Source organism: Brachybacterium sp., from assembly GCF_052095815.1.
Classification (GTDB): Bacteria; Actinomycetota; Actinomycetes; order Actinomycetales; family Dermabacteraceae; genus Brachybacterium.
The window spans coordinates 54,013-73,503 of the sequence record NZ_JBQDLF010000003.1 but is presented as its reverse complement, the minus strand read 5'-3'; the positions used below and the strand labels follow the sequence as shown (position 1 = coordinate 73,503).

The window sequence follows — 19,491 nt, the reverse complement described above, 5'->3', positions numbered from 1 at the left end:
TCAGCCGATCTCCAGCACCGTCACGCGCCACCCCGTGTGCCGCAGCTCCCAGCGCATGGCCATGAATCGTGCGCGGTCGGGCTCTCTGAGCACGCAGCTGGCTTCGACGGTGTGATCGTTGACCACGCAGATCCGCACCCCGGTCACCATCAGCTGTCGTGCAGGCGCGAAGCCGGTGGTGGCCCGGAGCCGACGGGTCAGTGCGGCGCGCCGCGCGAGCTGCTGGCTGATCTCAGGGGTGACCAGGCGGGTCAGTGAGTTCTCCGGCCGCATGTCGCGCACGATCTCGACAGCGCGCCGAGCCACCGGCACGACCAGATGCTCTATCGCCCGCGGATCGTCAGGGGCGTAGGTCTCGGCATTGGCGGCCTGGGCGGCGGGGCGCTGATCTGTGGCACTCATGGCATGTCCTTGTTGGTCAGTGCGTGGGGGACGGTGAGTTCCATCCCGGGGACCAGGTGATCCGGGTCTGCCCCGATCACCTCGTAGTTGGCCTCATGCAGCAGCGGCCATGAGGCGGAGATCTCCGCGGCAGCGGTCGCTCTGGGAGAGAGCAGGTCGTCCGTGATGCTCCACAGGCTGTCTCCGCTGCGCACGATCACGATGTGCGGGCTGGACATTGTCGTCTCGTCCGTCGTCTCGTCCTCTGCGGGTGCCGCTGTGGGTGCCGCAGAGGCCGGGGAGACGGTCGAGGCTGACCCGTCGGGAGCCGGCTGGGTGGCGGAGGGCTCCTCGGCCCAGTCCAGCGGGGGCAGCAGCGCTCTGCTCTCGGCGGCGTCACTTCCGGCAGCAGAGCCTGATGCCGCGGGCTCCGGTGAGGGAGCCGCAAGCGGGCCGTCTGTGGGCAGCAGCTGGGCGGTCTGGGCGGGAGCCCGCTCGCTCAGAGCCGAGGAGGCGGGATGTCCTTCGCTCGCCGTCGCAGGGGCGAGCACGAGGGCGGTCGCCGTCGTCGCGACTGCGGCCCCGGTGGCCACTCGCTGGGCGAGCCGTGGTGCGAGCAGTCGCAGCGCAGCCAGTGAGGCGGTGCCGATGCGGGTAGCGGGCCCAGCCAGGAGCACGGCAGTGGCGAGCCCCCAGACGACCGTGAGATAGAGGCAGAGCAGAGCGCCCAGTGCGGCGAGCACGACCAGCACCCAGCCGATCAGTGCCTGGTCCGCGTGGGAGGTCTCTGCTGTTCTGCGCAGCGAGTCGGTTGCGGCTGTCATACCGGCGGTACCGCTCGCCGCGAGCAGCATGCACAGGAACGTGGTCCCTGTGTGTCCCGGCGTCGTCGCCGTGGTGTCGTCCTTCATGGAAGCCCCTGGCTGTGATGGGCCGTCGCTGCAGGGAGCGACGCCGTCCCGTTGGTGTCGTTTGGTGCAGTTTGATGCATCTAGTGCTTCTTGGGAGCAATTTATCGTGTTGTGATGCAGGACGCAATGGCGTCGCCGTGAGATGTGGAAGATCGGCAGCTGGGGAGGAACGATCCCCGGCGGCCGCTGAGAGACCCAGGGTCGGCGCAGAGAAGCTTCGGGCCAGGGTGCGGAACCGGGCAGGGCCTAGAGTGGCGCCATGCGATTCGAGCGGATCTTCGAAGACCTCGAGGGACGGTTCGCCCACCATGAGCAGCAGGAGATGCGTGCAGTCTCAGAGGACCTGGCCCGGGCTGAGCGTGCCCAGCTCACACTGGCCGACCGGCTGCGGGGAGCGGGGACGCAGCGGCTGACGCTCCACGTCGGTACCGGGCTGCGTCTCGATGGCACCGTCGAAGGGGTGGGGTCGGACTGGGTTGCACTGCGTGACAGCGCGGGCGGTCAGCGCATCCTGGTCCCGCTCGGAGCGATCGCGCTCGTGCACGGGCTGCCCACAAGGGCGCGGCTGCCCGAGGAGTCGCTACGATCGCCGCTCGGTCTGGGCTCCGTCCTGCGAGAGATCGCAAGGGATCGCAGCATCGTGCGGCTGGAGACCACTGCCGGCGGAGTGATCGGTCGGATCGCGGCGGTGGGTGCTGACACGCTGGATCTCCATGCGCTGCCTACCGGGGAATCGGTGCTGGTCCCCGGATCAGAACGGCTCACCGTGGCGATCGCCGCGCTGCAGGCCGTGCTGCCGCGCTGAACTCCGTGCGTCGCAGGACCGACCTGCAAGGAGCTGTGCGGTCAGCTCTTCCCGCCAGCCTTCAGCTGCTCCCGCTGGCGCTCCTCCTCGAGGATGCTCGCGGTCGCCTCGTAGCTGCGCTGGATGTATGACTCGATCTCCGTGACCTCGACCCGCCACTGACCCCGCCCGCCGACCTTGATCGCCCGCAGTTCCCCGGAGCGCACCAGAGCGTACGCCTGCGACGCGGAGATGGAGAGCATCTCCGCGACATCAGACAGCGGGACGAAACGTGGCGACATCGACGATCCTTCCGAGCGGAGCACCTGGAGGTGAGGCCCGGCCATTCTCTCATCCTCGGCACTGACCGCCCTCCCCGCTGTGGACAGCCGCCATCCATCTGCCTCGGCGGCCCGGATATCCACAAAGCTCCCGCATCGGCCCCATCGGAGCCCCTGCTGTCGTAACCTCCCGGGAGGTCCCGGTACCCCGGGATCCCAGCGAGGGGGCAGGAGAGGGCAGTGGGGGCTACCGCACCGATGATGAGGCTGCGCCGACCACGATGGAAGGATCCGCGTCTGATCGTAGGGATCGTCCTGGTCGTCGCCAGCGTGCTGATGGGAGCCCTGCTGGTCTCTCGACTCTCCGAGACGACGCCGGTCCTGGTCACCCGCTCTCCGATCGTGCCCGGGGACCCGATCGACTCCGCGGACCTGGTGGTCGTGGAGATGAGGCTCGGGGACCAGACGGCTCTCTACGCCGGGAACGTGGAGTCGATCCCCGCCGGCGCGGTCGCCACCCGCACCGTGCATGAGGGGGAATTGCTCCCGATGTCGGCGATCGGGCAGGCAGCTGACGTGACGCTGAGACCCGTGGTGATCCCGGTCGACGCGACCGTGGCAGAGTCCGTCGTCCCCGGTGCGACCGTGGAGCTCTGGCATACCGCTCCCACGAGTGCTGACTCCGAGGACGCACAGGCAGTGCTGCTGGTTCCCGACGCCGTGGTCCGCCGCATCGATGAGGGCAGCTCGCTGGGCATGCGGTCGATGGCCGTCGAGGTGCTGGTGCCCAGTGGCAGCGTCGGAGCGGTGCTCGAGGTGCTCTCGAAAGATGAACGGCTGGACGTGATCGGCGTCCCCGGCGCCCATGGACTCGCGCCATGATCGACATCGTGCTCTGCGCCTCGGGCAGCGATGAGGTACGCATCGTGCACGACCTGGCGGTGGACCGTGACCGCACGGCCCGGGTGGTGCGCCGATGCGCGGATCTCGCCGAGACCCTCGCGGTGACTGCAGCGGGGATCGGTGACGTGGTGCTCATCGACGTGTCGGTCCGCGGTTTGGGACGCGATGCGATCGCTGCGATGATGCGGGACGCCACGGTGGTGGGACTGCAATCCGAGGAGGCTGCGGAGAAGACCGGGCTCGGACTGCGTCATGTGCTCCCCGCCCATTCCTCGATCGACGAGATCCTGGCCGCGGTCTCCGCGGCAGTCTCGGGGGAGCAGGAGCAGGCGGACTCCTGGGTGCAGGAGGCGTCGGACCTCGAGGATGTGCCGACAGGTCGGCTGGTGGCGGTGTGGGGGCCGACGGGGTCCCCCGGCCGATCCCTGATCGCGGTCAACCTGGCCGCCGAGGCTGCAGCGAGCGGGGAGGACACGGTCCTGGTCGACGCAGACACCTATGGCCCCTCGCAGAGCCAGCTGCTCGGAGTGCTGGATGAGGCGCCCGGTCTGGTGGCCGCGGCACGTGCCCATGACCGCGACACCCTGGACGAGGAGACCCTGGAGTCCTTGCTGCCGCTGGTCCAGCCCCACCTGCACCTGCTCAGCGGGATCGGGGTCCCCGGCCGCTGGGCAGAGCTGCGCCGAACCTCGATGGAAGGCGTCTGGGGAGCGCTGGCGAGACGAGGCGGGCTCGTGCTCGCCGATATCGGTCCGGTGCTGGAGGAGGACGAGGAGCTCAGCTACGACACCGCCGCACCGCAGCGCAACGCCGCGGCGATCAGCGCGATCGAGGCGGCCGACGCGGTGATCGCGGTGGTCACCGCCGATCCCATCAGCATCACCCGATTGCTCCGCGAGCACACCAGGCTGGAGGAGCTGGGGGTGAGAGAGCTCCATGTCGTGGTCAACCGGGTGGGGGCGCCGGTTCCGGGTGACCGGGTGCGGGACCTGATCGCCTCGCGGATCCCGGTCGCCTCCCTGAACCTGCTGCCCGATGATCCGATCGCCTGCCGGACCGCGGGCTGGGACGGGGCTCTGCTCGCCGAGATTGCTCCACGTTCGGCGCTGCGCAAGGGGCTGCGGGATATCGCGGCCTCTCCTGTTCTGCGCGGCCAGGGTGTTCCGGCACGAGGCTGAGGGAGCCGGTGAGAAGATGACCTCCATGAGGATCTACCTGCCGCTGACCGACCAGGACCGACGCACGCTCGAGGGCGCAGGCGCCCGACTCGATCTCGAGGCGGGCCGCACCGCCTGGGCGGTCACCGTCGAAGCGCGTGCAGACCGCTCCGGCGAGGACGAGGAGGACCTCGAGTACGACGCTCTCCAGGACGCGGTCCATGTCGCCTTCAGCACGGGACGGAGCAGCGCGAGGGCGCTCGTGATCGCCGCAGATGTGCCCGACGGCGCATTGTCGCCCGGAGCCGAGGACAGTGGAGTCTTCGGAGTCGTCCTGAGGGAAGCGACCTCTGCCAGGATCGCGAGCCTTCATGTCACCGAGCAGGATGCGGCGGCTGCGCATGCTGACGACACGGATCCCGCCCTGCTGTGGTTCGACACCAGCGAGGCGACCGACGCCCTGGACTATCTGGACGCCGCCGCCTCGGACGTCGCAGCTACAGACGCCGCAACGAAGAGCTGACCGTCCTTGGAGGGGTCGCTCAGCGGGTCGTCGACTCGAGATAGGTCGACGCTGAGCGCTCTTCGGCGCGGAGCACTGTAGAGACGTAGGGGATCGCCGCCTTCTCCAGGCGCGGCCCCAGCAGCGGGACCTTCGCGACCAGATCGCCGTCGATTTCGACCGTGCTGGTCGATTCTCCGGTGGGGGTGAGGCGCAGCGTCGCGGTGAGTCCGGCGGGAGTGCCGACGACGTCTAGGTGCATGGTGCCTCGGCGGCTGCCGTCCTGCTCGGGCGCGGACCAGGACTGCTCCTCACGAATGGTGACCGAGGAGCCGACGAAGGGCCGCACCATGTCCGGCACCCGGTCGGTCGGCATCGACAGCTCGGTGCGCACGGTGAAGGAACCGGCAGGGTCCCCCTCCAGGGTGGATTTTGCCTGTGCGGCGCCGAGCGTGCGCCGGCGGATCCCGGTGTACTCCGGATCGGCGTACATCTCCGCAGCGGCGCGTGCGGACAGCGGGAGGTTCAAAGTCTCGCGAAGCTTCATCCTGGTCCTTCCTCGGAACGGTTCGGGCCCAGCCTAGAACAGTGCGGAGGAGCCGCTCGCCGGTGGGACGGTCACCGGCCAGGTGACGCGGACGCCTATCCTGTTCCCATGCCGAGCCTGTCCAAGTTCCTCGCCGACAACCGTGGTCTCTCCGAGAAGGAAGCGGACTGGTTGCAGCACCTGGTCGGTGACTGGAACCTGCTGTCCGACCTTCTGCGTGCCGACCTCGTGCTGTGGATCCAGGAGGATGACGGTCCGCTGGCTGTCGCGCACTGCCGTCCTGCCACCGGTCCGACCGTCTACTACGAGGATCCCGTCGGCACCACGAGCGACGGCGGTGAACAGGGCACCGAGATCGCGCGGCTGCTGGCCGGAGGGGACCCGCTCCGTGTCACCACCGAGATCGAACGAGAAGGACGTCGGGCGATGGGGACCCTGGTCCCGGTGCGCAAGAACGGCCGCACCCTCGCCGCGCTGGCCGCCGAGGTCCCCGAGGCGGACCATCAGCCGTCCGACAACGAGATCCACCAGCGTGCGCTGGGCCACCGCCTGCTGCGGATGCTCGAGAACGGTGCCTTCCCGATCGCGGGTGCACCGATCCCGCCCCGGCGCGGTGCGCCCCGGGTCGGGGACGGGGTGGTCGAGCTCGATGAGTCCGGGATCGTCCAGTGGACCTCACCGAATGCACGCTCGGCCTTCCATCGTTTCGGCATCGCAGGGGACATGGAGGGCATCACGCTCGCCGAACTGTCCACCGAGATGCTCCAGTCCCGTTCCCCGGTCGATGAATCCCTGCCGCTGGTGCTGATGGGTCGCGCCGCCTGGCGCTCCGACATGGAAGCGCGCGGGGGGACCCTCTCCCTGCGAGCAGTGCCGCTGACCGAGCAGGGCCGCCGCACCGGTGCGGTGATCCTGGTGCGGGACGTGACCGAGCTGCGTCGCCGCGAGCGTGAGCTGATCACCAAGGACGCGACCATCCGCGAGGTGCACCACCGGGTGAAGAACAATCTGCAGACGGTGGCTGCGCTGCTGCGGATGCAGTCACGACGTATGAAGACGGATGAGGCGCGGGAGGCGCTGGCCGAAGCGATGCGCCGAGTCTCGACCATCGCCCTGGTCCATGAGTCCCTGCTCCAGGGATCTCAGGAGGCCGTCCACTTCGACGAGGTCATCGACCGCTGCCTGCGGCTGGCAGTGGATGCAGCGAGCGCATCCGTCCATCGCGCGGGGACCCCGCAGCTGACCGACAGCCAGGTCGAGGTGCGCACGCAGAAGATCGGCCGGGTGGGGTCCATCCGGGCGGAGGAGGCGACGCCGTTGGCTCTGGTGGTCACCGAGCTTGCGACCAATGCGGTCGAGCATGGGCTCTCCGAGACCGGGGGGACGCTCACCATCCGCAGCGATCGCACCGGATCCCATCTCGTCATCTCCATCGAGGATGACGGTATGGGCATGGGGGCTGCGAAGCCGACGGGGCTGGGCACGAACATCGCCCTGACCCTGGTGCAGGGCCAGCTCGGCGGGACGCTCACCTGGGAGGACCGCCCGGAAGGCGGGACCAGGGCGATGGTCGAGGTCTACCTGGATCCGCTCACGATCTGAGCGGGGACCGCTCACGAGCCGAGGACCGGGCAGGAGCCAGCCGGGGGCGTCGGTCAGGAAGCGCAACTGGGTCCTGCGGCGCCACGCTCAGAGGGGGGCGCCGCAGGACGGAGAAATCAGCTTGCGCGTCGGGCGCGGGCGTTCCGGCGCTTCAGGGAACGGCGCTCATCCTCGGAGAGTCCGCCCCAGACGCCAGAATCCTGGCCGGTCTCGAGCGCGAACTTGAGGCAGGCTGTCATGACGTCACAGCCCTGGCACACCGCCTTCGCTTCCTGGATCTGGGTGATCGCCGGTCCGGTGTTCCCGATCGGGAAGAACAGCTCGGGATCATGCTTGAGGCACTCGGCACGGTGGCGCCAGTCCATCGTCACTCTCTCTTTCCAGGACGCCCCGCCCCGCCCCGTGGGGCGTGGCGCGGCGAGGGTCACCCTCAACGGGGCGTTCTCGGGTCTCTGGCTCTTCGGGGCAGGACGGGGAGCGGATGCTCCCGCGATGTCCATCAGCCCGACGAGCCGATCTCCATTCTCTGGGGCGGTCGGGAACTCGACAAGGGCCAGGATGGGCAAGCCTGGTGGCACTTCCCACACCGTCTGAGTCCGGGCCGCAGCAGGCGTGATGCCGGGCACGAAGGCGTTGCATCCGGGTGCGGAAGGTGCTTCAGAAGCTGCCTGTGCGGGCGTCGGCGGGCTCGAGGAATGACGAGGCCGGGGAGGTGACGTCCCGGCACAGGCGCGGAGATTACAGTGCCCTCATGCCCACCGAATCCCATACCTCCACGCGCGGAGGCTCTCGAGACGACCGCGCTCGCGGATCTGAGGACGGCCCGGATCCGAGCCCTCGCAGCCGCCCGATCGTCGCCCTGCTGCTGGGCATCGAGGCGCTGCTGCTCGCATCGGCCGCCACCTACTGCTTCGTCGTGGTCGCCGGCGGCGGCCTGCACACCCGCCTCGGGATAGGCCTCGGGGTCTTCCTGCTCCTGTTCGCGCTGCTGCTCGCACTGGCCGCGCGCTCGATCCTCCTCAGGGGCCGCTTCGGACTCGGATGGGGCATCACCTGGCAGCTCTTCCAGGCCCTGGTGGGGGCGAGCATGCTCAACGCCTCCATGTACTGGCAGGGCACCCTCGCACTGATCCTCGCGATCACGCTGTTCGTGCTGCTGACTCGACTGGTCCACTCCACACCCCTGCCGCACCGCGGCGACTGAGGACTGGCCGCTGCGCCGCGCAGCCGTGAGCGGTGGCGGCGAGCCTCCGAAGCGAGCAGCGGCCGACCCTCGAGGAGAGAACGACGACGCGCGGTGAACGACGACCCGCGGCGAACGACGACCCGCGGTGAGAGAACAGAGGGGCACAGCCCAGACACAGCCCAGGCCCTGCCCCGGAGCACTCCGGAGCAGGGCCTGGACTGTGCAGGGACCTCAGCGTAGGGACCTCTGCAGCCCCCTCAGCGGCTCATTCGTTGTCCGCGAGGGCCGCGGCGGGTGCCGTCCGGGCGGCGGTGCGCCCGGGGAGAACCGAGGCGAGAGCACCGGCGATGCTGGCCAGCAGCAGCACCAGGCCGACCTGCCCCCACGGGATCGTCATCGTGACGGGATACGCGGACCCCAGCAGGGCGTTGATACCCAGGATCCCGTAGGCGCTGCCGATCACGATGCCCAGCACCGCACCGACCAGCGCCAGCAGCACACCCTCCCAGCCGAGCATCGCGCGCATCTGGCCGCGAGTGGTGCCCAGCGCTCGCAGCAGGGCGTTCTCCCCGGTGCGCTCGATGACGCCGAGGCTCAGCGTGTTGGCGACACCCACCAGGGCCACGAGCACGGCGACTGCGAGCAGGCCGACGGTGATCCCCAGCAGGATGGTGAGGATCTGGCCGTAGGCCTCCCGTTCCATCCCGCCGAAGTCGGCGGAGGCCTCTGAGAAGCCCTCGCCCATCAGCACCTCGTCGACAGCTCCCACCAGGTCGAGAGCCTCCACACCCTCCCGCTCGGGCGTGCCGGGATCGGCGAAGTCGCCGAAGATCGCCGTCGTGGCCTCGTCCCCCACGATCTCCTCGAACGTCGCCGGGCTCACGAAGGACAGCTGCAGGTTGGCATCGATCTGGACCCGCAGCTCGTGCACAGCGCCGTCGGCGCCCTCGACCTGAAGAATCTGACCATCGGTGACGCCGAAGCGCTCGGAGCGCTCCTGACCCAGCAGCACCACGCCGTCCACGAGCTCATCGGCCATGCCCGGTCGGTGCGAGGTCTCCCGCACCGCATCGCGGGAGATGCCATAGAGGGTCATCGGCTCGGGGACGCCCACCTGGATGTCCCCGCGGCTCCCCTCTTGGGCGGTGTCGATGCCATCCAGGGCGAGGACCTGCTCCAAGGCATCATCGGGCACCTCCTCGGCGGAGATGACCATGTCGATCGGGCGCCGTGAATCGAGCTCCGAGATGAGCGTCGCTTCGGCGGTGCGGGCTCCGACGGCCATCATCGTCATGAGCGTGGTGCCGATCAGGAGGGCGGCGATCGTGGCTGCGCTGCGCCGCGGATTGCGGGCGACGTTCGCGCTCGCGATCCGCGCCGGGAGTCCGCCGACCCTGCCCATGATGCGGCCGACGAGGGCCGAGAGGGGCCGGGTGAGGACGACCAGCGAGAGCAGGATGCCGGTGAAGCTGACCACGCCGCCGAGCATCGCCAGCAGGATGCCGATCGTGGCGTTGCCGTTCATGGCCAGGGCGGTGCCTCCGGCCATGACGGCGATGCCGAGGATGACGGCGCCCAGGCCGAGGGCACCTCGCAGGCCGATGCCGTGATGTATCGCGGGAGGGACCGGGCGCAGCGCCTGCAGGGGTGCCACCCTGGTGGCCGACCGCATGGGGGCGAGGCTCGCGAGCAGCGTGATCGCCACGCCGGCGAGCAACGGCAGCAGGAGGGACCAGAGGCTGAAGGGCACCAGCATCACGCCGTCCAGCCAGCCGACGCCGGCGGATATCGCCAGTGCGAGCTGCACCAGGAGATGCCCGCCGATCATGCCCGCCGCGGCACCGATCAGGCCGACGCTCAGCGACTCCCGCAGCACGACGCCGCGCACCTGCGAGCGCGTCGCCCCGAGGGTGCGCAGCAGCGCCAGGCTCCTGGTGCGCTGGGCGATGGTCACGGCGAAGGTGTTCGCGATGACCACGGCGCTGGTGAACAGGGCGATCACCACGAAGACGGCGAGCACCATCCCCAGGGCCGCGAAGTCGCCCAGGAACTGCCCGGCGGCCGCGTCCTCGGCCTCCTCGACGGTGCGCACGCTCTGGTCGTCCGTCGTCGCCGCGGATGCGACAGCGGCAGGGTCCGTGCCCTCGGCCACGGTGGCGAGCCAGGTCTCGGTGATGGTGCCGGCATTCGGCCCGAGCAGGTCGACGGCAGTGGCCTCGGAGATCAGCACCCGTGGCGTGCCGCCGAAGACGGCACCCTGCGGGGCGGAGGCGATGCCGACGACCGTCAGCGGGAGCTCCTGGTTGCTCGGAGTCCACTCGGCCGGCACCGTGACGGTGTCCCCGAGGTCGACGCCGAGCTGTTCCACCGCGGCGGTGTCGAGCACGATCTCCGTGCTCGAGGCGGGCAGGACGCCCTCCTGCATGGAGTCTGCCTCCGGCTGCCCCGGCGGCAGCAGGGAGAGCGAGAGGAAACTGCTGTCACCCTCCGCGGAGGTGAGCTCGAAGTACTCCTGCAGCTGGGGCCACACGGCGTCGGCTCCCTCGACCTGCGGTGCCTCGAGCGGCGCCTCGGTCATCCACTGCTCATCGGTCAGCGGGCGAACGATCTCGAGGTCCGCGCCCTCGTACTGCTGGGAGGCCTGTGAGCGCAACGAGGCCTGCATGAGGTTCCCGGCCAGCACCATCACGGCGACGAAAGCACAGGACAGGGCGATGGTGACGACGGCCGCGAGGTGCCTTCGCAGCGGAGTGAGCTTCACCGGAGTGCGCAGGGCCATCAGCGCTCGCCCCGCAGATCCTCGTCACGGGCGATCCGGCCGTCGGCCAGCGTGATGATGCGGTCCGCGCGCTCGGCGGCGTCCCGCTCATGGGTGACCATGACGACCGTCTGGCCGAACTGGTCCACCGAGAGCCGCAGGAACTCCAGGACCTCCTCGGTGGTGCGGGAGTCGAGGTTGCCGGTGGGCTCATCGGCGAAGACCACGGCGGGGGAGGTGACCAGGGCGCGGGCGATGGCGACGCGCTGCACCTGACCGCCGGAGAGCTGCGAGGGCAGATGGGAGAGCCGGTCGGTGATCCCGAAGGCGGAGGTGATGGTGTCCAACCAGGTGCGGTCCACGCGCTTCCCGGCCAGCTCCAGGGGCAGCAGGATGTTCTGCTCGGCGGTGAGCATCGGAAGCAGGTTGAAGGACTGGAACACGAAGCCGATGCGTTCCCGGCGGAGCTTGGTGAGGGCGTCATCGCCGAGCGCGGTGATCTCGGTGCCATCGATGCTGATGGATCCGTGGTCGACGTCGTCGAGTCCCGCCAGGGTGTGCAGCAGCGTGGACTTCCCAGACCCGGAGGGGCCCATGATGGCGGTGAACTCCGCGCGGGCTATTTCGAGGTCCACGGCATCCAGAGCGGTCACGATCCCGGCCCCGGTGCCGTAGGTGCGGGTGACGGCGCGGGCGGTGATGGCGGGCGGTGCAGGGGCCGCAGCGGCGGTGCCGCCGGAGGAGGGCACGGCGAGTGGCTGGGAAGTCATCGGAGTCCTTCACGAGGAGGTAAGCGGTCGTGATCGATGATCCCGTGGCGGGGGATGCTGCCGCGTCAGCCTGTGGTCGCGCTGTCGGAGGTCTGGAACGACCTGGAGCGCTGATGCCGTCATACCGGGGTCTGATGCCGCGACGCAGCGGGCTGATACCGACGGTTGGAGCGGCGGCGGTGGGAGGGGCGGGGTCAGCTGGCGCCGGGGGCGACCAGCCCGGTCTCGAAGGCGATGATCACGGCCTGGACCCGGTCCCGGGCGCCGAGCTTGGCGAGAACGCGGCCCACGTGGGTCTTCACGGTCGCCTCGGCGACGAAGAGCTCCGCCCCGATCTCGCGGTTGGAGAAGCCTCGACCCATCAGGGTGAGCACCTCTCGCTCCCGCTCGGTGAGCGGCTCCAGGACCGCCGTGTCCTTCTCCTGCGGATCGGGAGCGCGGACCACGCGCTCCAGCAGGCGGCGAGTTGCCGACGGGGCGATCACGGCGTCCCCGCGGTGGACGGTGCGGATCGCTCCCAGGAGGTCCTCGGGCTGGGCGTCCTTGAGCAGGAAGCCGCTGGCACCGGCCCGGATCGCAGAGAGGACGTACTCGTCGAGATCGAAGGTGGTCAGCACGATGATCTTCGGGGAGCGGTCCGCCGGAGCCTGCTCGAGGATCCGGGCAGTGGCCTCGATGCCGTCCATCCGCGGCATGCGCACATCCATGAGGACCACGTCGACGGTGCGGCCGCGCAGCGCCTCGACGGCGTCGACGCCGTCGGAGGCCTGGGCGACGACCTCCATGTCGTCCTGCGAGCCGATCACCATCGTGAAGCCGGCGCGTACCAGCGGCTGGTCATCGACCAGGGCGATGCGCAGCGGTCGGTCGAGGGGATCATTCATCGGGGCTCTCCTGGGAACTCGCAGAGGGGACGGGCGGGGTGGAGGGAGGACATGGTGAAGGGACGGGGACCGACGCGGTCACCAGGCGGTGCGGGCGGCCAGCGGCTCCAAGGATCCGGTCAGCGGCACGGTGGCACGGACCCGGTAGCCGCGAGAGGGGAGCGGACCGGCCTGCAGGGTGCCCCCGAACACCGACATCCTCTCCCGCATCCCGGTCAGGCCGTGCCCTTGGCCGTCGGAGGATGGGTCGGTGCCCTGGCCGTCGTCGAGCACCTCGATGATGAGCTGCTGAGGGGCGCGGGTGATCCGCACGGCGGCGCTGGCGCCGGGGCCTGCGTGTTTGAGGACGTTGGTCAGCGATTCCTGGACCAGACGGAACACGGACACGCCGAGCGCATGGGGAAGGCCGTCCAGCGATCCGTTGATCTCCAGAGCGACGGGAAGCCCCGCCGCGATCACCCGGTCCGTCAGGTCGCCCAGCATCTCCGTGCCCGGCTGCGGGCCGAAGCTGGTCTCATCTTCTTGGCGCAGCACGCCGAGCAGGGAGCGCATGTCGGCCAGCGCCGCTCGACCGGTCTCCCCGATGGTGGCCAGCACCTCGGCGGCCTTCTCCGGCTTCTGCGCGGCGACGAAACGGCCGCCGTCCGCCTGCGCGATGATCACCGAGAGGGAGTGGGCGACCACATCGTGCATCTCACGGGCGATGCGGGCGCGCTCGGCGGCCACCGCGAGGGCGGTGCGCTGCTCTCGCTCGCGGAGGGCCTGCTCGGCCCGGTCACGGGTGAGGGCGAGCTGTCGCACCCGAGCCCGCTGCAGGTTGGCCAGCGCCCAGACCGCGACGATGGTGATGGTGCCGACGAGGCCGAGGCCGAAGAAGCTGATCAGTGCCTCGATCGGCCCGCCGTACTCGCTGCGCAGGGCGTCGATCGCCCAGAACGTGGCCTGTGCGAAGACGCCGAGCATGCCTGCGGCCACGCCGACACCGTGCACGACGGGCCTGCCGTAGGCGACGGCGCAGAACATCGCGTAGAAGGTCATGATGTCGCCCATGACCACCGGGACGTTCACCAGCAGATGGAGCACTGCGAGCCCGCCGATCAGCAGCACGCCGAGCAGCGGCCGCACCCGGCACAGCGCTCCGGCGGCGATCATCGGCACGGTGAACAGGGTCCACCAGCCGATGGATCCGGTCCACAGTGAGAAGAGCAGGGCCAGGAATGAGGCGCCGCCGAAGCCGATCAGGTCGACGGTGCCGGGATTCTCGATGATCCAGCGGAACGGGTCGCGGAAGCGGACGCGCCCGCCGGGTGCGTCCGTCCGATGCTCGGAACCGTTGGTCATGGCCTTGAGGGTACGGGCGCTGCGGTGCCCGGCGCGTCAGACCGCGGTCGGATCTGCGCCGGTGGTCGTCGCACCAGGGGTGGTGATGTGAGGCCATGGTCGGAGCCGTGCGGAAACCGTGCAGAAACAGCCCAGTGCAGTGCAGTGCAGTGCAGTGCAGAGCGGAGCGGAGCGGAACGGAGCGGCGCGGTGCGTTGCGCGGTGGTGAAGTGTGAGTCGAGACGCTGCTCAGAGCAGGGTCTGCGGCGGATCCAGCAGCTCGGGCCCCTCGGTGCCGACCTTGCCGACGCCCGGATCCACCTCGCGGACGGCGAGGGTCGAGTCATCCACCAGGTGGGTGTCCTCCAAGATCCACTCCTGAGCGGCGTGACGGTCATCCACCGCGGTGTCGAGCCAGAGATCGAGCTGATCACGTCGCAGCATCACCGGGGTGCGGTCGTGGATCTCGGCGAGCTCCCCGGTCGCCTCCCGGGTGATGATCGTGGCGCTGAGCAGGAAGCGGCCGTCCTCGCTCGCGGCGGGGCCTTCGTGAGATCCCGGACCCTTCCACCAGGAGATCAGGGCTGCCATGTACAGCGCGGAGCCATCCGCCGGGGCGATGAAGTACGGCTGCTTCCGGGTGCCCTTCTCCCCGCGCACCCATTCGTAGTAGCCGTCCATCGGGACGATCGCGCGGTATCGCCCCAGACTCCCGCGGAAGCTCGGCTTCTCCGCCAGGGTCTCGCGACGGGCGTTGAAGGTGCGGGAGGAGAACGACGCCTCCTTCGCGAACGGGGGCAGCAGCCCCCAGCGCGCCACCCGCAGGGCCCGCAGCACGTGGCCGGTCTCCTGGTCCACCGACTCGGTGACCACATGGATCGGCGCGGTGGGAGGGATGTTCCAGCGGCTGCGCAGGTGCGGATCGGTGAGGTCCACGGCGCCGAGGTCAGCCACCAGCGGCTCGATCTCCTGGAAGAAGGCGAAGCGACCGCACATCTCAGGAGTCCTTCGAGGGGGCACCGGCGCTGTCGGTCTCGGGATCGACGGCGGGCACGCCGTGGCGCGGGGTGAGGCGGGCATCCTCACCGGTGTACGCCTCGGAGTCGTGGTGGAGGTTCTGCAAACGGATGTCGCGGCCCTCGTCGACGATCTTCTCGTGCTTGGCCTCTGCCTTCTCCGCGCCGGCGGTCTCGCGCATCGGCAGGGCCAGGGAGTCCTCGGCGGGCTTGCCGGCCGCTAGCTCGCGCGCGCGCTCGTACTCGGCGTCGACCTCCGCCCCCATGATGATCACGATGTTGATGACCCACAGCGCGAACAGCACCGCCATGATGCCGCCGATGGCGCCGTAGCTGGAGTAGCCGGCGACGGTGCTCATATAGATCGACAGCGCCACCGCGGCGACGGCGATGCCGAGGATCGCGAAGACCCCGCCGGGGGAGATGAAGCGGAAGGGCTTCTTGATGTTGGGCGCTGCCCAGTACAGGAGCGAGATCAGGGCGAAGGCGATCACCAGGATCACCGGCCACTTGGCCCACGCCCAGATCGGCAGGAACGAGCCCAAGAGGAAGGTCAGCACGCCCTCCGCCCCGATGCTGGAGGCGATCGGGCCCAGCAGGCTCTGCACGATCGCCTCGTTCAGGAGCAAGGAGATCATCACCAGCAGGATGCCGAGGATCATCGCGATCGTGAGCAGCAGCATGGTGCCGTTCATGCGGACCGGACCGCGACCCTCGGGCACCTCATAGATGTGGTTCGCGACCCGGCCGTAGGCCTTGATGTACGCCGAGGCGGACCACAGCGCCGTGGCGATACCGATGATCAGGGCGACCGTGCCGCCGGTCGAGGAGCCCAGCAACGAGTCGAGCGTGGAGTCGACGGCGCCGCCGACCTCCATCCCGCTGCCGCCTGCCCCCGAAGAGATCGCATCCTTGATGAGCTGCGCGATCTGGTCCTTGATCCCGGAGAGCAGCAGTGTGGCCAGGGAGAACAGCGCCAGGAGCGTGGGCGCTATCGAGAGCACCATGAAGTAGGTGAGCTTCGCGGCCTGGTCGGTGCCGCCATCGCGGGTGAACTCTGAGAGCACGCGCTTGGCCATGTATTTCACGGTGGTGCCGGACATCGATGGGGCGCCATCGCCCTTGGCTGCGGAGTCGGCCATGGGGAGCTCCTGGGATCGGTTGACTCGCGGACAGCTGTCATCCTGCCATGAGCGCGAGCAGGGAGAGTTGTCCACAATCGCTGAGAGTCACGAGCGGTGGCGGCTGGTTCCCCCTACAGTGGCGGAGACGACGCGACGTGCGTCACCTCACATTCGTGAGGCAACCGGTCGGTCGGAGCCGGGAGGGGAATGGATGGACGCCGCCACCATCATCGAGAGCGAATCGCGCGAGCTGATACGCCGCCGCGGGCTCGATGTGCATGCTGATCAGCTGGAGCCCTTCATTCGTGAGGTGGTCGCTGACTACGATCGCCGCGCTTCGTCGGGTGAGGTCCCGGTGCTGCGCGACGACGACACGATGGTCGCGACGATCGCTGCCCGGATCGGCGGCTTCGGCCCGCTGCAGGAGATGCTCGACGACCCGGGCATCGAGGAAATCTGGTTGAACTCGCCCTCGCAGGTCTTCGTCGCGCGGAACGGGCGCAGCGAGCTGACCACCGTCGTGCTGAGCGATACCGAGGTGCGCGGCATCGTCGAGCGGATGCTGGTCAGCAGCGGCCGCCGGCTCGACATGAGCACACCCTTCGTGGATGCGCTGCTGCCCGACGGGTCGCGATTGCATGTCGTGATCCCCAGCGTGACTCGGGCCCATTGGGCGATCAACATCCGAAAGTTCGTGGCGAAGGCATATGACCTGCAGGGTCTGGTGGCCCTCGGCTCCCTTCCGCAGCAGGCTGCGGATTTCCTCGACGCCGCGATCGCCTCCGGGCTCAACGTGATCGCGTCAGGGGCGACAGGCGCCGGAAAAACCACCTTCCTGCGCTGCTTGGCACAATCCGTCGGTGCTCGGGAGCGAGTGGTGACGATCGAGGAGGTCTTCGAGCTGAACCTCGCGTTGCGGGATGTGGTGGCGATGCAGACCCGTCAGGCGAACCTCGAAGGCACCGGGGAGATCTCGATGCGAAGGCTCGTGAAGGAAGCGCTCCGCATGCGCCCCAGCCGGATCATCGTCGGTGAGGTCCGTGAGGCGGAGAGCCTCGACATGTTGATCGCGTTGAACAGCGGGTTGCCCGGCCTCGCCTCGATCCACGCGAACTCGGCACGCGATGCCGTCACGAAGCTGTGCACGCTGCCTTTGCTCGCCGGGGAGAACGTGTCGAGCAGGTTCGTGGTCCCCACGGTGGCGAGCGCCATCGACCTGGTGGTCCACCTCGACATCTTCGCGGATGGTCGTCGCCGGGTGCGGGAGATCGTCGGGCTCAGCGGTCGGGTGGAGGACGAGACGATCGAGATCTCCGATGTCTTCTCGCAGCGCGGGGATCGGCTGGTGCGGGGTGACGGTCATCCGCCTCATCCAGAGCGTTTCGCCCGTGCCGGATTCGACCTGACGGCACTGCTGGGGCAGGCGCTGGCGGCATGAGTGATGGAGCTTTCCTGGGACTGATCGCGGGACTCGGCCTGCTTGCGATCTGGTGGTCGATGTGGGAACAGGAGGGCAGCACGAGCCGCCGAGGGGTCGTCGCCCGGGCGATGGATCGACTTCGCGATGATCTGATCAAGGTCGGGCTCGATACGGTTCCGCCCGCCTCGGTGCCGGCACTCAGTGCCGGTCTGGGAGTGGTGGTGGCGGCAGTCCTCTGGGCGATCTCCAGCGCGGTAGTCCCGTCGCTGACGATCGGAGTGGTCGTCTCCGCGCTTCCGGTGCTCGTGCTGCGCTCGGCGGCGCGCCGTCGCACCACCGCCATGCGCGAGGTCTGGCCGGAGGCAGTCGACCACATCAACTCAGCGGTCCGTGCCGGACTGTCGCTCCCGGAAGCTCTCGTCCAGCTCAGCCGTAAGGGGCCTGAGGAGCTGCAACCAGCTTTCGCGGAGTTCGCCCTCGACTACCAGGCCAGCGGTGATTTCGCATCCTGCCTCGATCGGCTCAAGATTCGCCTTGCGGATCCCGTGGGGGACCGGATCGTCGAGGCGCTGCGGATCACCCGGGATGTCGGCGGCACAGATCTCGGCGGCCTGCTCCGCACGCTGTCCGCGTTCCTCCGTGAAGACTCCCGAACCCGCGCGGAGCTGGAGGCCAGGCAGTCCTGGACCGTCAATGCGGCGCGGCTTGCGCTCGGCGCGCCCTGGATAGTGCTGGGTCTGATGGCGACGCGTCCCGAGGCGGCCCAGGCCTACGACTCGGGGACGGGACTCATCGTGATCATGGTCGGAGCGGCCGTCTCCCTGGTCGCGTATCGCATCATGCTGCTGATCGCCAGGCTTCCTCAGGACGAGCGAGTGCTGCGATGAACGGCTCCGTCACCGCGATCTCGGGAATCGTGCTCGGCCTCCTGTTCGGGGTGGGGATCACCCTCCTCGCCTGGCAGCTGCCATGGCTACGCTCGCGGGACCTCGCCGCACGGGTCGATCCATATCTCCGTCGTTCCCGGTCGGCATCGCTGTTCGCCGCGCCGCGAGCGACCAGCCAGGCACGAATCGTGCTGGAAAGATTGATGGGACCAGTCGCGGTTCAAGGGTTGAGCGTGCTCGAACGGCTCACCGGTGGTCCCGAGCAGCTCGAGCGTCGCCTGCGTCTCGCAGGTCGGCGCACCTCGGCAGATTCCTTCCGCATCGAACAGGTGATCTTCGGTGCCGCCGGAATGGTGATCGGTGTCGTCCTGGCCGTCCTGGCGATCGGGCTGCGTGGCACGAGCCCGCTGCTCGGCTTCACGATCGTGGTTCTCGGCACGCTGCTCGGAGTGCTGCTGCGCGATTACCTGCTGGGGGTGGAGATCAAGCATCGGGCAGCTCGGATGGCGCGCGAGTTCCCGACCGTCGCGGATCTGCTGGCCCTGGCGGTTGCCGCGGGCGAGAGCCCGATCACCGCCATGGAGCGCGTGGCCCGTACCTCTTCGGGAGCGCTGCCCGATGAATTCGCAGCGACCGTCGCCGACATCCGTGCCGGCACCAGCGTCTCCCAGGCGCTCGCTTCCCTGGGCTCTCGCACACCTCTGGACTCCCTGAGCCGCTTCGGCGAAGGGGTCTCGATCGCCATCGAGCGCGGCACTCCGCTCGCCGAGGTGCTGCGTGCACAGGCCCAGGATGCCCGCGAAGGATCGAAGCGAGACCTCATGGAGACGGCCGGACAGCGCGAGATCATGATGCTCGTTCCGGTCGTCTTCTTCGTGCTGCCGCTGGTCATCATCTTCGCCATCTTCCCCGGCCTCGCCGTCCTGGAGATCAGCCTCTGACCAGTCCACCCGCCCATTCCGTCGTTCCCGGTCGGGCTCGACGCGACCCGACCAGACCCGACCAGACCCGACCCGACCAGACCCGACCAGACCTGCACGCCGGAGTTCGCTCCGCAC

General features: G+C 69.2%; 20 protein-coding genes. 9 read left to right on the top strand and 11 right to left on the bottom strand.

Annotated features, from left to right (window positions below):
* Positions 1-402: an Rv3235 family protein gene (locus ACTH43_RS02130; RefSeq protein WP_441443275.1), complete on the bottom strand. Its 402-nt coding sequence runs from the start codon at positions 400-402 to the stop codon at positions 1-3.
* The gene (locus ACTH43_RS02125; RefSeq protein WP_441443274.1) at positions 399-1,292 is read right to left on the bottom strand and encodes a LysM peptidoglycan-binding domain-containing protein; all 894 of its coding nucleotides are present in this window, start codon (positions 1,290-1,292) and stop codon (positions 399-401) included. The genes ACTH43_RS02130 and ACTH43_RS02125 overlap by 4 nt, the downstream gene beginning before the upstream one ends.
* Before the next feature lie 259 nt (positions 1,293-1,551).
* Here ACTH43_RS02125 and ACTH43_RS02120 point away from each other — a divergent pair, with 259 nt between their 5' ends.
* Positions 1,552-2,097, top strand: a complete 546-nt coding sequence (locus ACTH43_RS02120; RefSeq protein WP_441443273.1) for a hypothetical protein — start codon at positions 1,552-1,554, stop codon at positions 2,095-2,097.
* A 41-nt stretch (positions 2,098-2,138) separates the two neighbouring features.
* Here ACTH43_RS02120 and ACTH43_RS02115 read toward each other — a convergent pair whose 3' ends face one another.
* Positions 2,139-2,378: a helix-turn-helix domain-containing protein gene (locus ACTH43_RS02115; RefSeq protein WP_441443272.1), complete on the bottom strand. Its 240-nt coding sequence runs from the start codon at positions 2,376-2,378 to the stop codon at positions 2,139-2,141.
* Between the two features lie 219 nt (positions 2,379-2,597).
* Here ACTH43_RS02115 and ACTH43_RS02110 point away from each other — a divergent pair, with 219 nt between their 5' ends.
* From ACTH43_RS02110 to ACTH43_RS02100, 3 genes are read left to right on the top strand one after another with little or no spacing between them, the layout of a single operon-like run.
* On the top strand, positions 2,598-3,239 hold the full coding sequence (locus ACTH43_RS02110) for an SAF domain-containing protein (RefSeq protein WP_441443271.1): 642 nt from the start codon (positions 2,598-2,600) through the stop codon (positions 3,237-3,239).
* On the top strand, positions 3,236-4,438 hold the full coding sequence (locus tag ACTH43_RS02105; RefSeq protein WP_441443270.1) for an AAA family ATPase: 1,203 nt from the start codon (positions 3,236-3,238) through the stop codon (positions 4,436-4,438). Before ACTH43_RS02110 ends, ACTH43_RS02105 begins: the two co-directional genes overlap by 4 nt.
* 16 nt (positions 4,439-4,454) lie before the next feature.
* Positions 4,455-4,940: a DUF6912 family protein gene (locus ACTH43_RS02100; protein ID WP_441443269.1), complete on the top strand. Its 486-nt coding sequence runs from the start codon at positions 4,455-4,457 to the stop codon at positions 4,938-4,940.
* Between the two features lie 19 nt (positions 4,941-4,959).
* Here the strand turns inward: ACTH43_RS02100 and ACTH43_RS02095 are convergent, their stop codons facing one another.
* A complete protein-coding gene (locus ACTH43_RS02095; protein ID WP_441443268.1) occupies positions 4,960-5,466 on the bottom strand; it encodes a DUF2505 domain-containing protein in 507 nt (168 codons plus the stop codon).
* A 108-nt stretch (positions 5,467-5,574) separates the two neighbouring features.
* Between ACTH43_RS02095 and ACTH43_RS02090 the strand changes: the two genes are divergently transcribed.
* On the top strand, positions 5,575-7,068 hold the full coding sequence (locus ACTH43_RS02090; RefSeq protein ID WP_441443267.1) for a sensor histidine kinase: 1,494 nt from the start codon (positions 5,575-5,577) through the stop codon (positions 7,066-7,068).
* Between the two features lie 116 nt (positions 7,069-7,184).
* Here the strand turns inward: ACTH43_RS02090 and ACTH43_RS02085 are convergent, their stop codons facing one another.
* Positions 7,185-7,433: a WhiB family transcriptional regulator gene (locus ACTH43_RS02085; protein WP_299304496.1), complete on the bottom strand. Its 249-nt coding sequence runs from the start codon at positions 7,431-7,433 to the stop codon at positions 7,185-7,187.
* 386 nt (positions 7,434-7,819) lie between these two features.
* Between ACTH43_RS02085 and ACTH43_RS02080 the strand changes: the two genes are divergently transcribed.
* Positions 7,820-8,272: a hypothetical protein gene (locus tag ACTH43_RS02080; RefSeq protein WP_441443266.1), complete on the top strand. Its 453-nt coding sequence runs from the start codon at positions 7,820-7,822 to the stop codon at positions 8,270-8,272.
* 247 nt (positions 8,273-8,519) lie between these two features.
* Here the strand turns inward: ACTH43_RS02080 and ACTH43_RS02075 are convergent, their stop codons facing one another.
* The 6 genes from ACTH43_RS02075 to ACTH43_RS02050 form a co-directional block, all read right to left on the bottom strand.
* On the bottom strand, positions 8,520-11,033 hold the full coding sequence (locus ACTH43_RS02075; protein ID WP_441443265.1) for an ABC transporter permease: 2,514 nt from the start codon (positions 11,031-11,033) through the stop codon (positions 8,520-8,522).
* The gene (locus tag ACTH43_RS02070; protein ID WP_441443264.1) at positions 11,033-11,782 is read right to left on the bottom strand and encodes an ABC transporter ATP-binding protein; all 750 of its coding nucleotides are present in this window, start codon (positions 11,780-11,782) and stop codon (positions 11,033-11,035) included. The genes ACTH43_RS02075 and ACTH43_RS02070 overlap by 1 nt, the downstream gene beginning before the upstream one ends.
* A gap of 194 nt (positions 11,783-11,976) precedes the next feature.
* Positions 11,977-12,666: a response regulator gene (locus tag ACTH43_RS02065; protein WP_441443263.1), complete on the bottom strand. Its 690-nt coding sequence runs from the start codon at positions 12,664-12,666 to the stop codon at positions 11,977-11,979.
* Between the two features lie 78 nt (positions 12,667-12,744).
* Complete coding sequence (locus ACTH43_RS02060) at positions 12,745-14,007, bottom strand: sensor histidine kinase (protein WP_441443262.1); 1,263 nt, start codon at positions 14,005-14,007, stop codon at positions 12,745-12,747.
* A gap of 228 nt (positions 14,008-14,235) precedes the next feature.
* Positions 14,236-14,982, bottom strand: coding sequence for an SOS response-associated peptidase (locus tag ACTH43_RS02055; RefSeq protein ID WP_441443261.1), 747 nt, complete (start codon positions 14,980-14,982; stop codon positions 14,236-14,238).
* A 1-nt stretch (position 14,983) separates the two neighbouring features.
* A complete protein-coding gene (locus ACTH43_RS02050; RefSeq protein WP_441443260.1) occupies positions 14,984-16,144 on the bottom strand; it encodes a YihY/virulence factor BrkB family protein in 1,161 nt (386 codons plus the stop codon).
* 193 nt (positions 16,145-16,337) lie between these two features.
* Between ACTH43_RS02050 and ACTH43_RS02045 the strand changes: the two genes are divergently transcribed.
* Genes ACTH43_RS02045 through ACTH43_RS02035 form a run of 3 tightly spaced genes read left to right on the top strand, consistent with a single transcriptional unit; the run spans position 16,338 to position 19,374 of the window.
* A complete protein-coding gene (locus tag ACTH43_RS02045) occupies positions 16,338-17,564 on the top strand; it encodes a CpaF family protein (protein WP_441443259.1) in 1,227 nt (408 codons plus the stop codon).
* Positions 17,561-18,433 carry a type II secretion system F family protein gene (locus ACTH43_RS02040; RefSeq protein WP_441443258.1) on the top strand — a complete coding sequence of 291 codons (873 nt, stop codon included), beginning with the start codon at positions 17,561-17,563 and terminating at the stop codon, positions 18,431-18,433. Before ACTH43_RS02045 ends, ACTH43_RS02040 begins: the two co-directional genes overlap by 4 nt.
* Positions 18,430-19,374 (top strand): type II secretion system F family protein, encoded by a 945-nt coding sequence (locus ACTH43_RS02035; protein WP_441443257.1) that lies wholly within the window; start codon positions 18,430-18,432, stop codon positions 19,372-19,374. The genes ACTH43_RS02040 and ACTH43_RS02035 overlap by 4 nt, the downstream gene beginning before the upstream one ends.
* The last annotated feature ends 117 nt before the right edge of the window (positions 19,375-19,491 follow it).

Bases quoted from the DNA above. Each gene is read 5' to 3' on its own strand.
- ACTH43_RS02075 (WP_441443265.1), bottom strand. From the start codon at position 11,033: ATGGCCCTGCGCACTCCGGTGAAGCTCACTCCGCTGCGAAGGCACCTC.
- ACTH43_RS02035 (WP_441443257.1), top strand. From the start codon at position 18,430: ATGAACGGCTCCGTCACCGCGATCTCGGGAATCGTGCTCGGCCTCCTG.
- ACTH43_RS02045 (WP_441443259.1), top strand. From the start codon at position 16,338: ATGGACGCCGCCACCATCATCGAGAGCGAATCGCGCGAGCTGATACGC.
- ACTH43_RS02070 (WP_441443264.1), bottom strand. From the start codon at position 11,782: ATGACTTCCCAGCCACTCGCCGTGCCCTCCTCCGGCGGCACCGCCGCT.
- ACTH43_RS02100 (WP_441443269.1), top strand. From the start codon at position 4,455: ATGACCTCCATGAGGATCTACCTGCCGCTGACCGACCAGGACCGACGC.
- ACTH43_RS02080 (WP_441443266.1), top strand. From the start codon at position 7,820: ATGCCCACCGAATCCCATACCTCCACGCGCGGAGGCTCTCGAGACGAC.
- ACTH43_RS02065 (WP_441443263.1), bottom strand. From the start codon at position 12,666: ATGAATGATCCCCTCGACCGACCGCTGCGCATCGCCCTGGTCGATGAC.
- ACTH43_RS02040 (WP_441443258.1), top strand. From the start codon at position 17,561: ATGAGTGATGGAGCTTTCCTGGGACTGATCGCGGGACTCGGCCTGCTT.
- ACTH43_RS02130 (WP_441443275.1), bottom strand. From the start codon at position 402: ATGAGTGCCACAGATCAGCGCCCCGCCGCCCAGGCCGCCAATGCCGAG.
- ACTH43_RS02125 (WP_441443274.1), bottom strand. From the start codon at position 1,292: ATGAAGGACGACACCACGGCGACGACGCCGGGACACACAGGGACCACG.
- ACTH43_RS02090 (WP_441443267.1), top strand. From the start codon at position 5,575: ATGCCGAGCCTGTCCAAGTTCCTCGCCGACAACCGTGGTCTCTCCGAG.
- ACTH43_RS02060 (WP_441443262.1), bottom strand. From the start codon at position 14,007: ATGACCAACGGTTCCGAGCATCGGACGGACGCACCCGGCGGGCGCGTC.
- ACTH43_RS02050 (WP_441443260.1), bottom strand. From the start codon at position 16,144: ATGGCCGACTCCGCAGCCAAGGGCGATGGCGCCCCATCGATGTCCGGC.
- ACTH43_RS02120 (WP_441443273.1), top strand. From the start codon at position 1,552: ATGCGATTCGAGCGGATCTTCGAAGACCTCGAGGGACGGTTCGCCCAC.
- ACTH43_RS02115 (WP_441443272.1), bottom strand. From the start codon at position 2,378: ATGTCGCCACGTTTCGTCCCGCTGTCTGATGTCGCGGAGATGCTCTCC.
- ACTH43_RS02105 (WP_441443270.1), top strand. From the start codon at position 3,236: ATGATCGACATCGTGCTCTGCGCCTCGGGCAGCGATGAGGTACGCATC.
- ACTH43_RS02055 (WP_441443261.1), bottom strand. From the start codon at position 14,982: ATGTGCGGTCGCTTCGCCTTCTTCCAGGAGATCGAGCCGCTGGTGGCT.
- ACTH43_RS02085 (WP_299304496.1), bottom strand. From the start codon at position 7,433: ATGGACTGGCGCCACCGTGCCGAGTGCCTCAAGCATGATCCCGAGCTG.
- ACTH43_RS02095 (WP_441443268.1), bottom strand. From the start codon at position 5,466: ATGAAGCTTCGCGAGACTTTGAACCTCCCGCTGTCCGCACGCGCCGCT.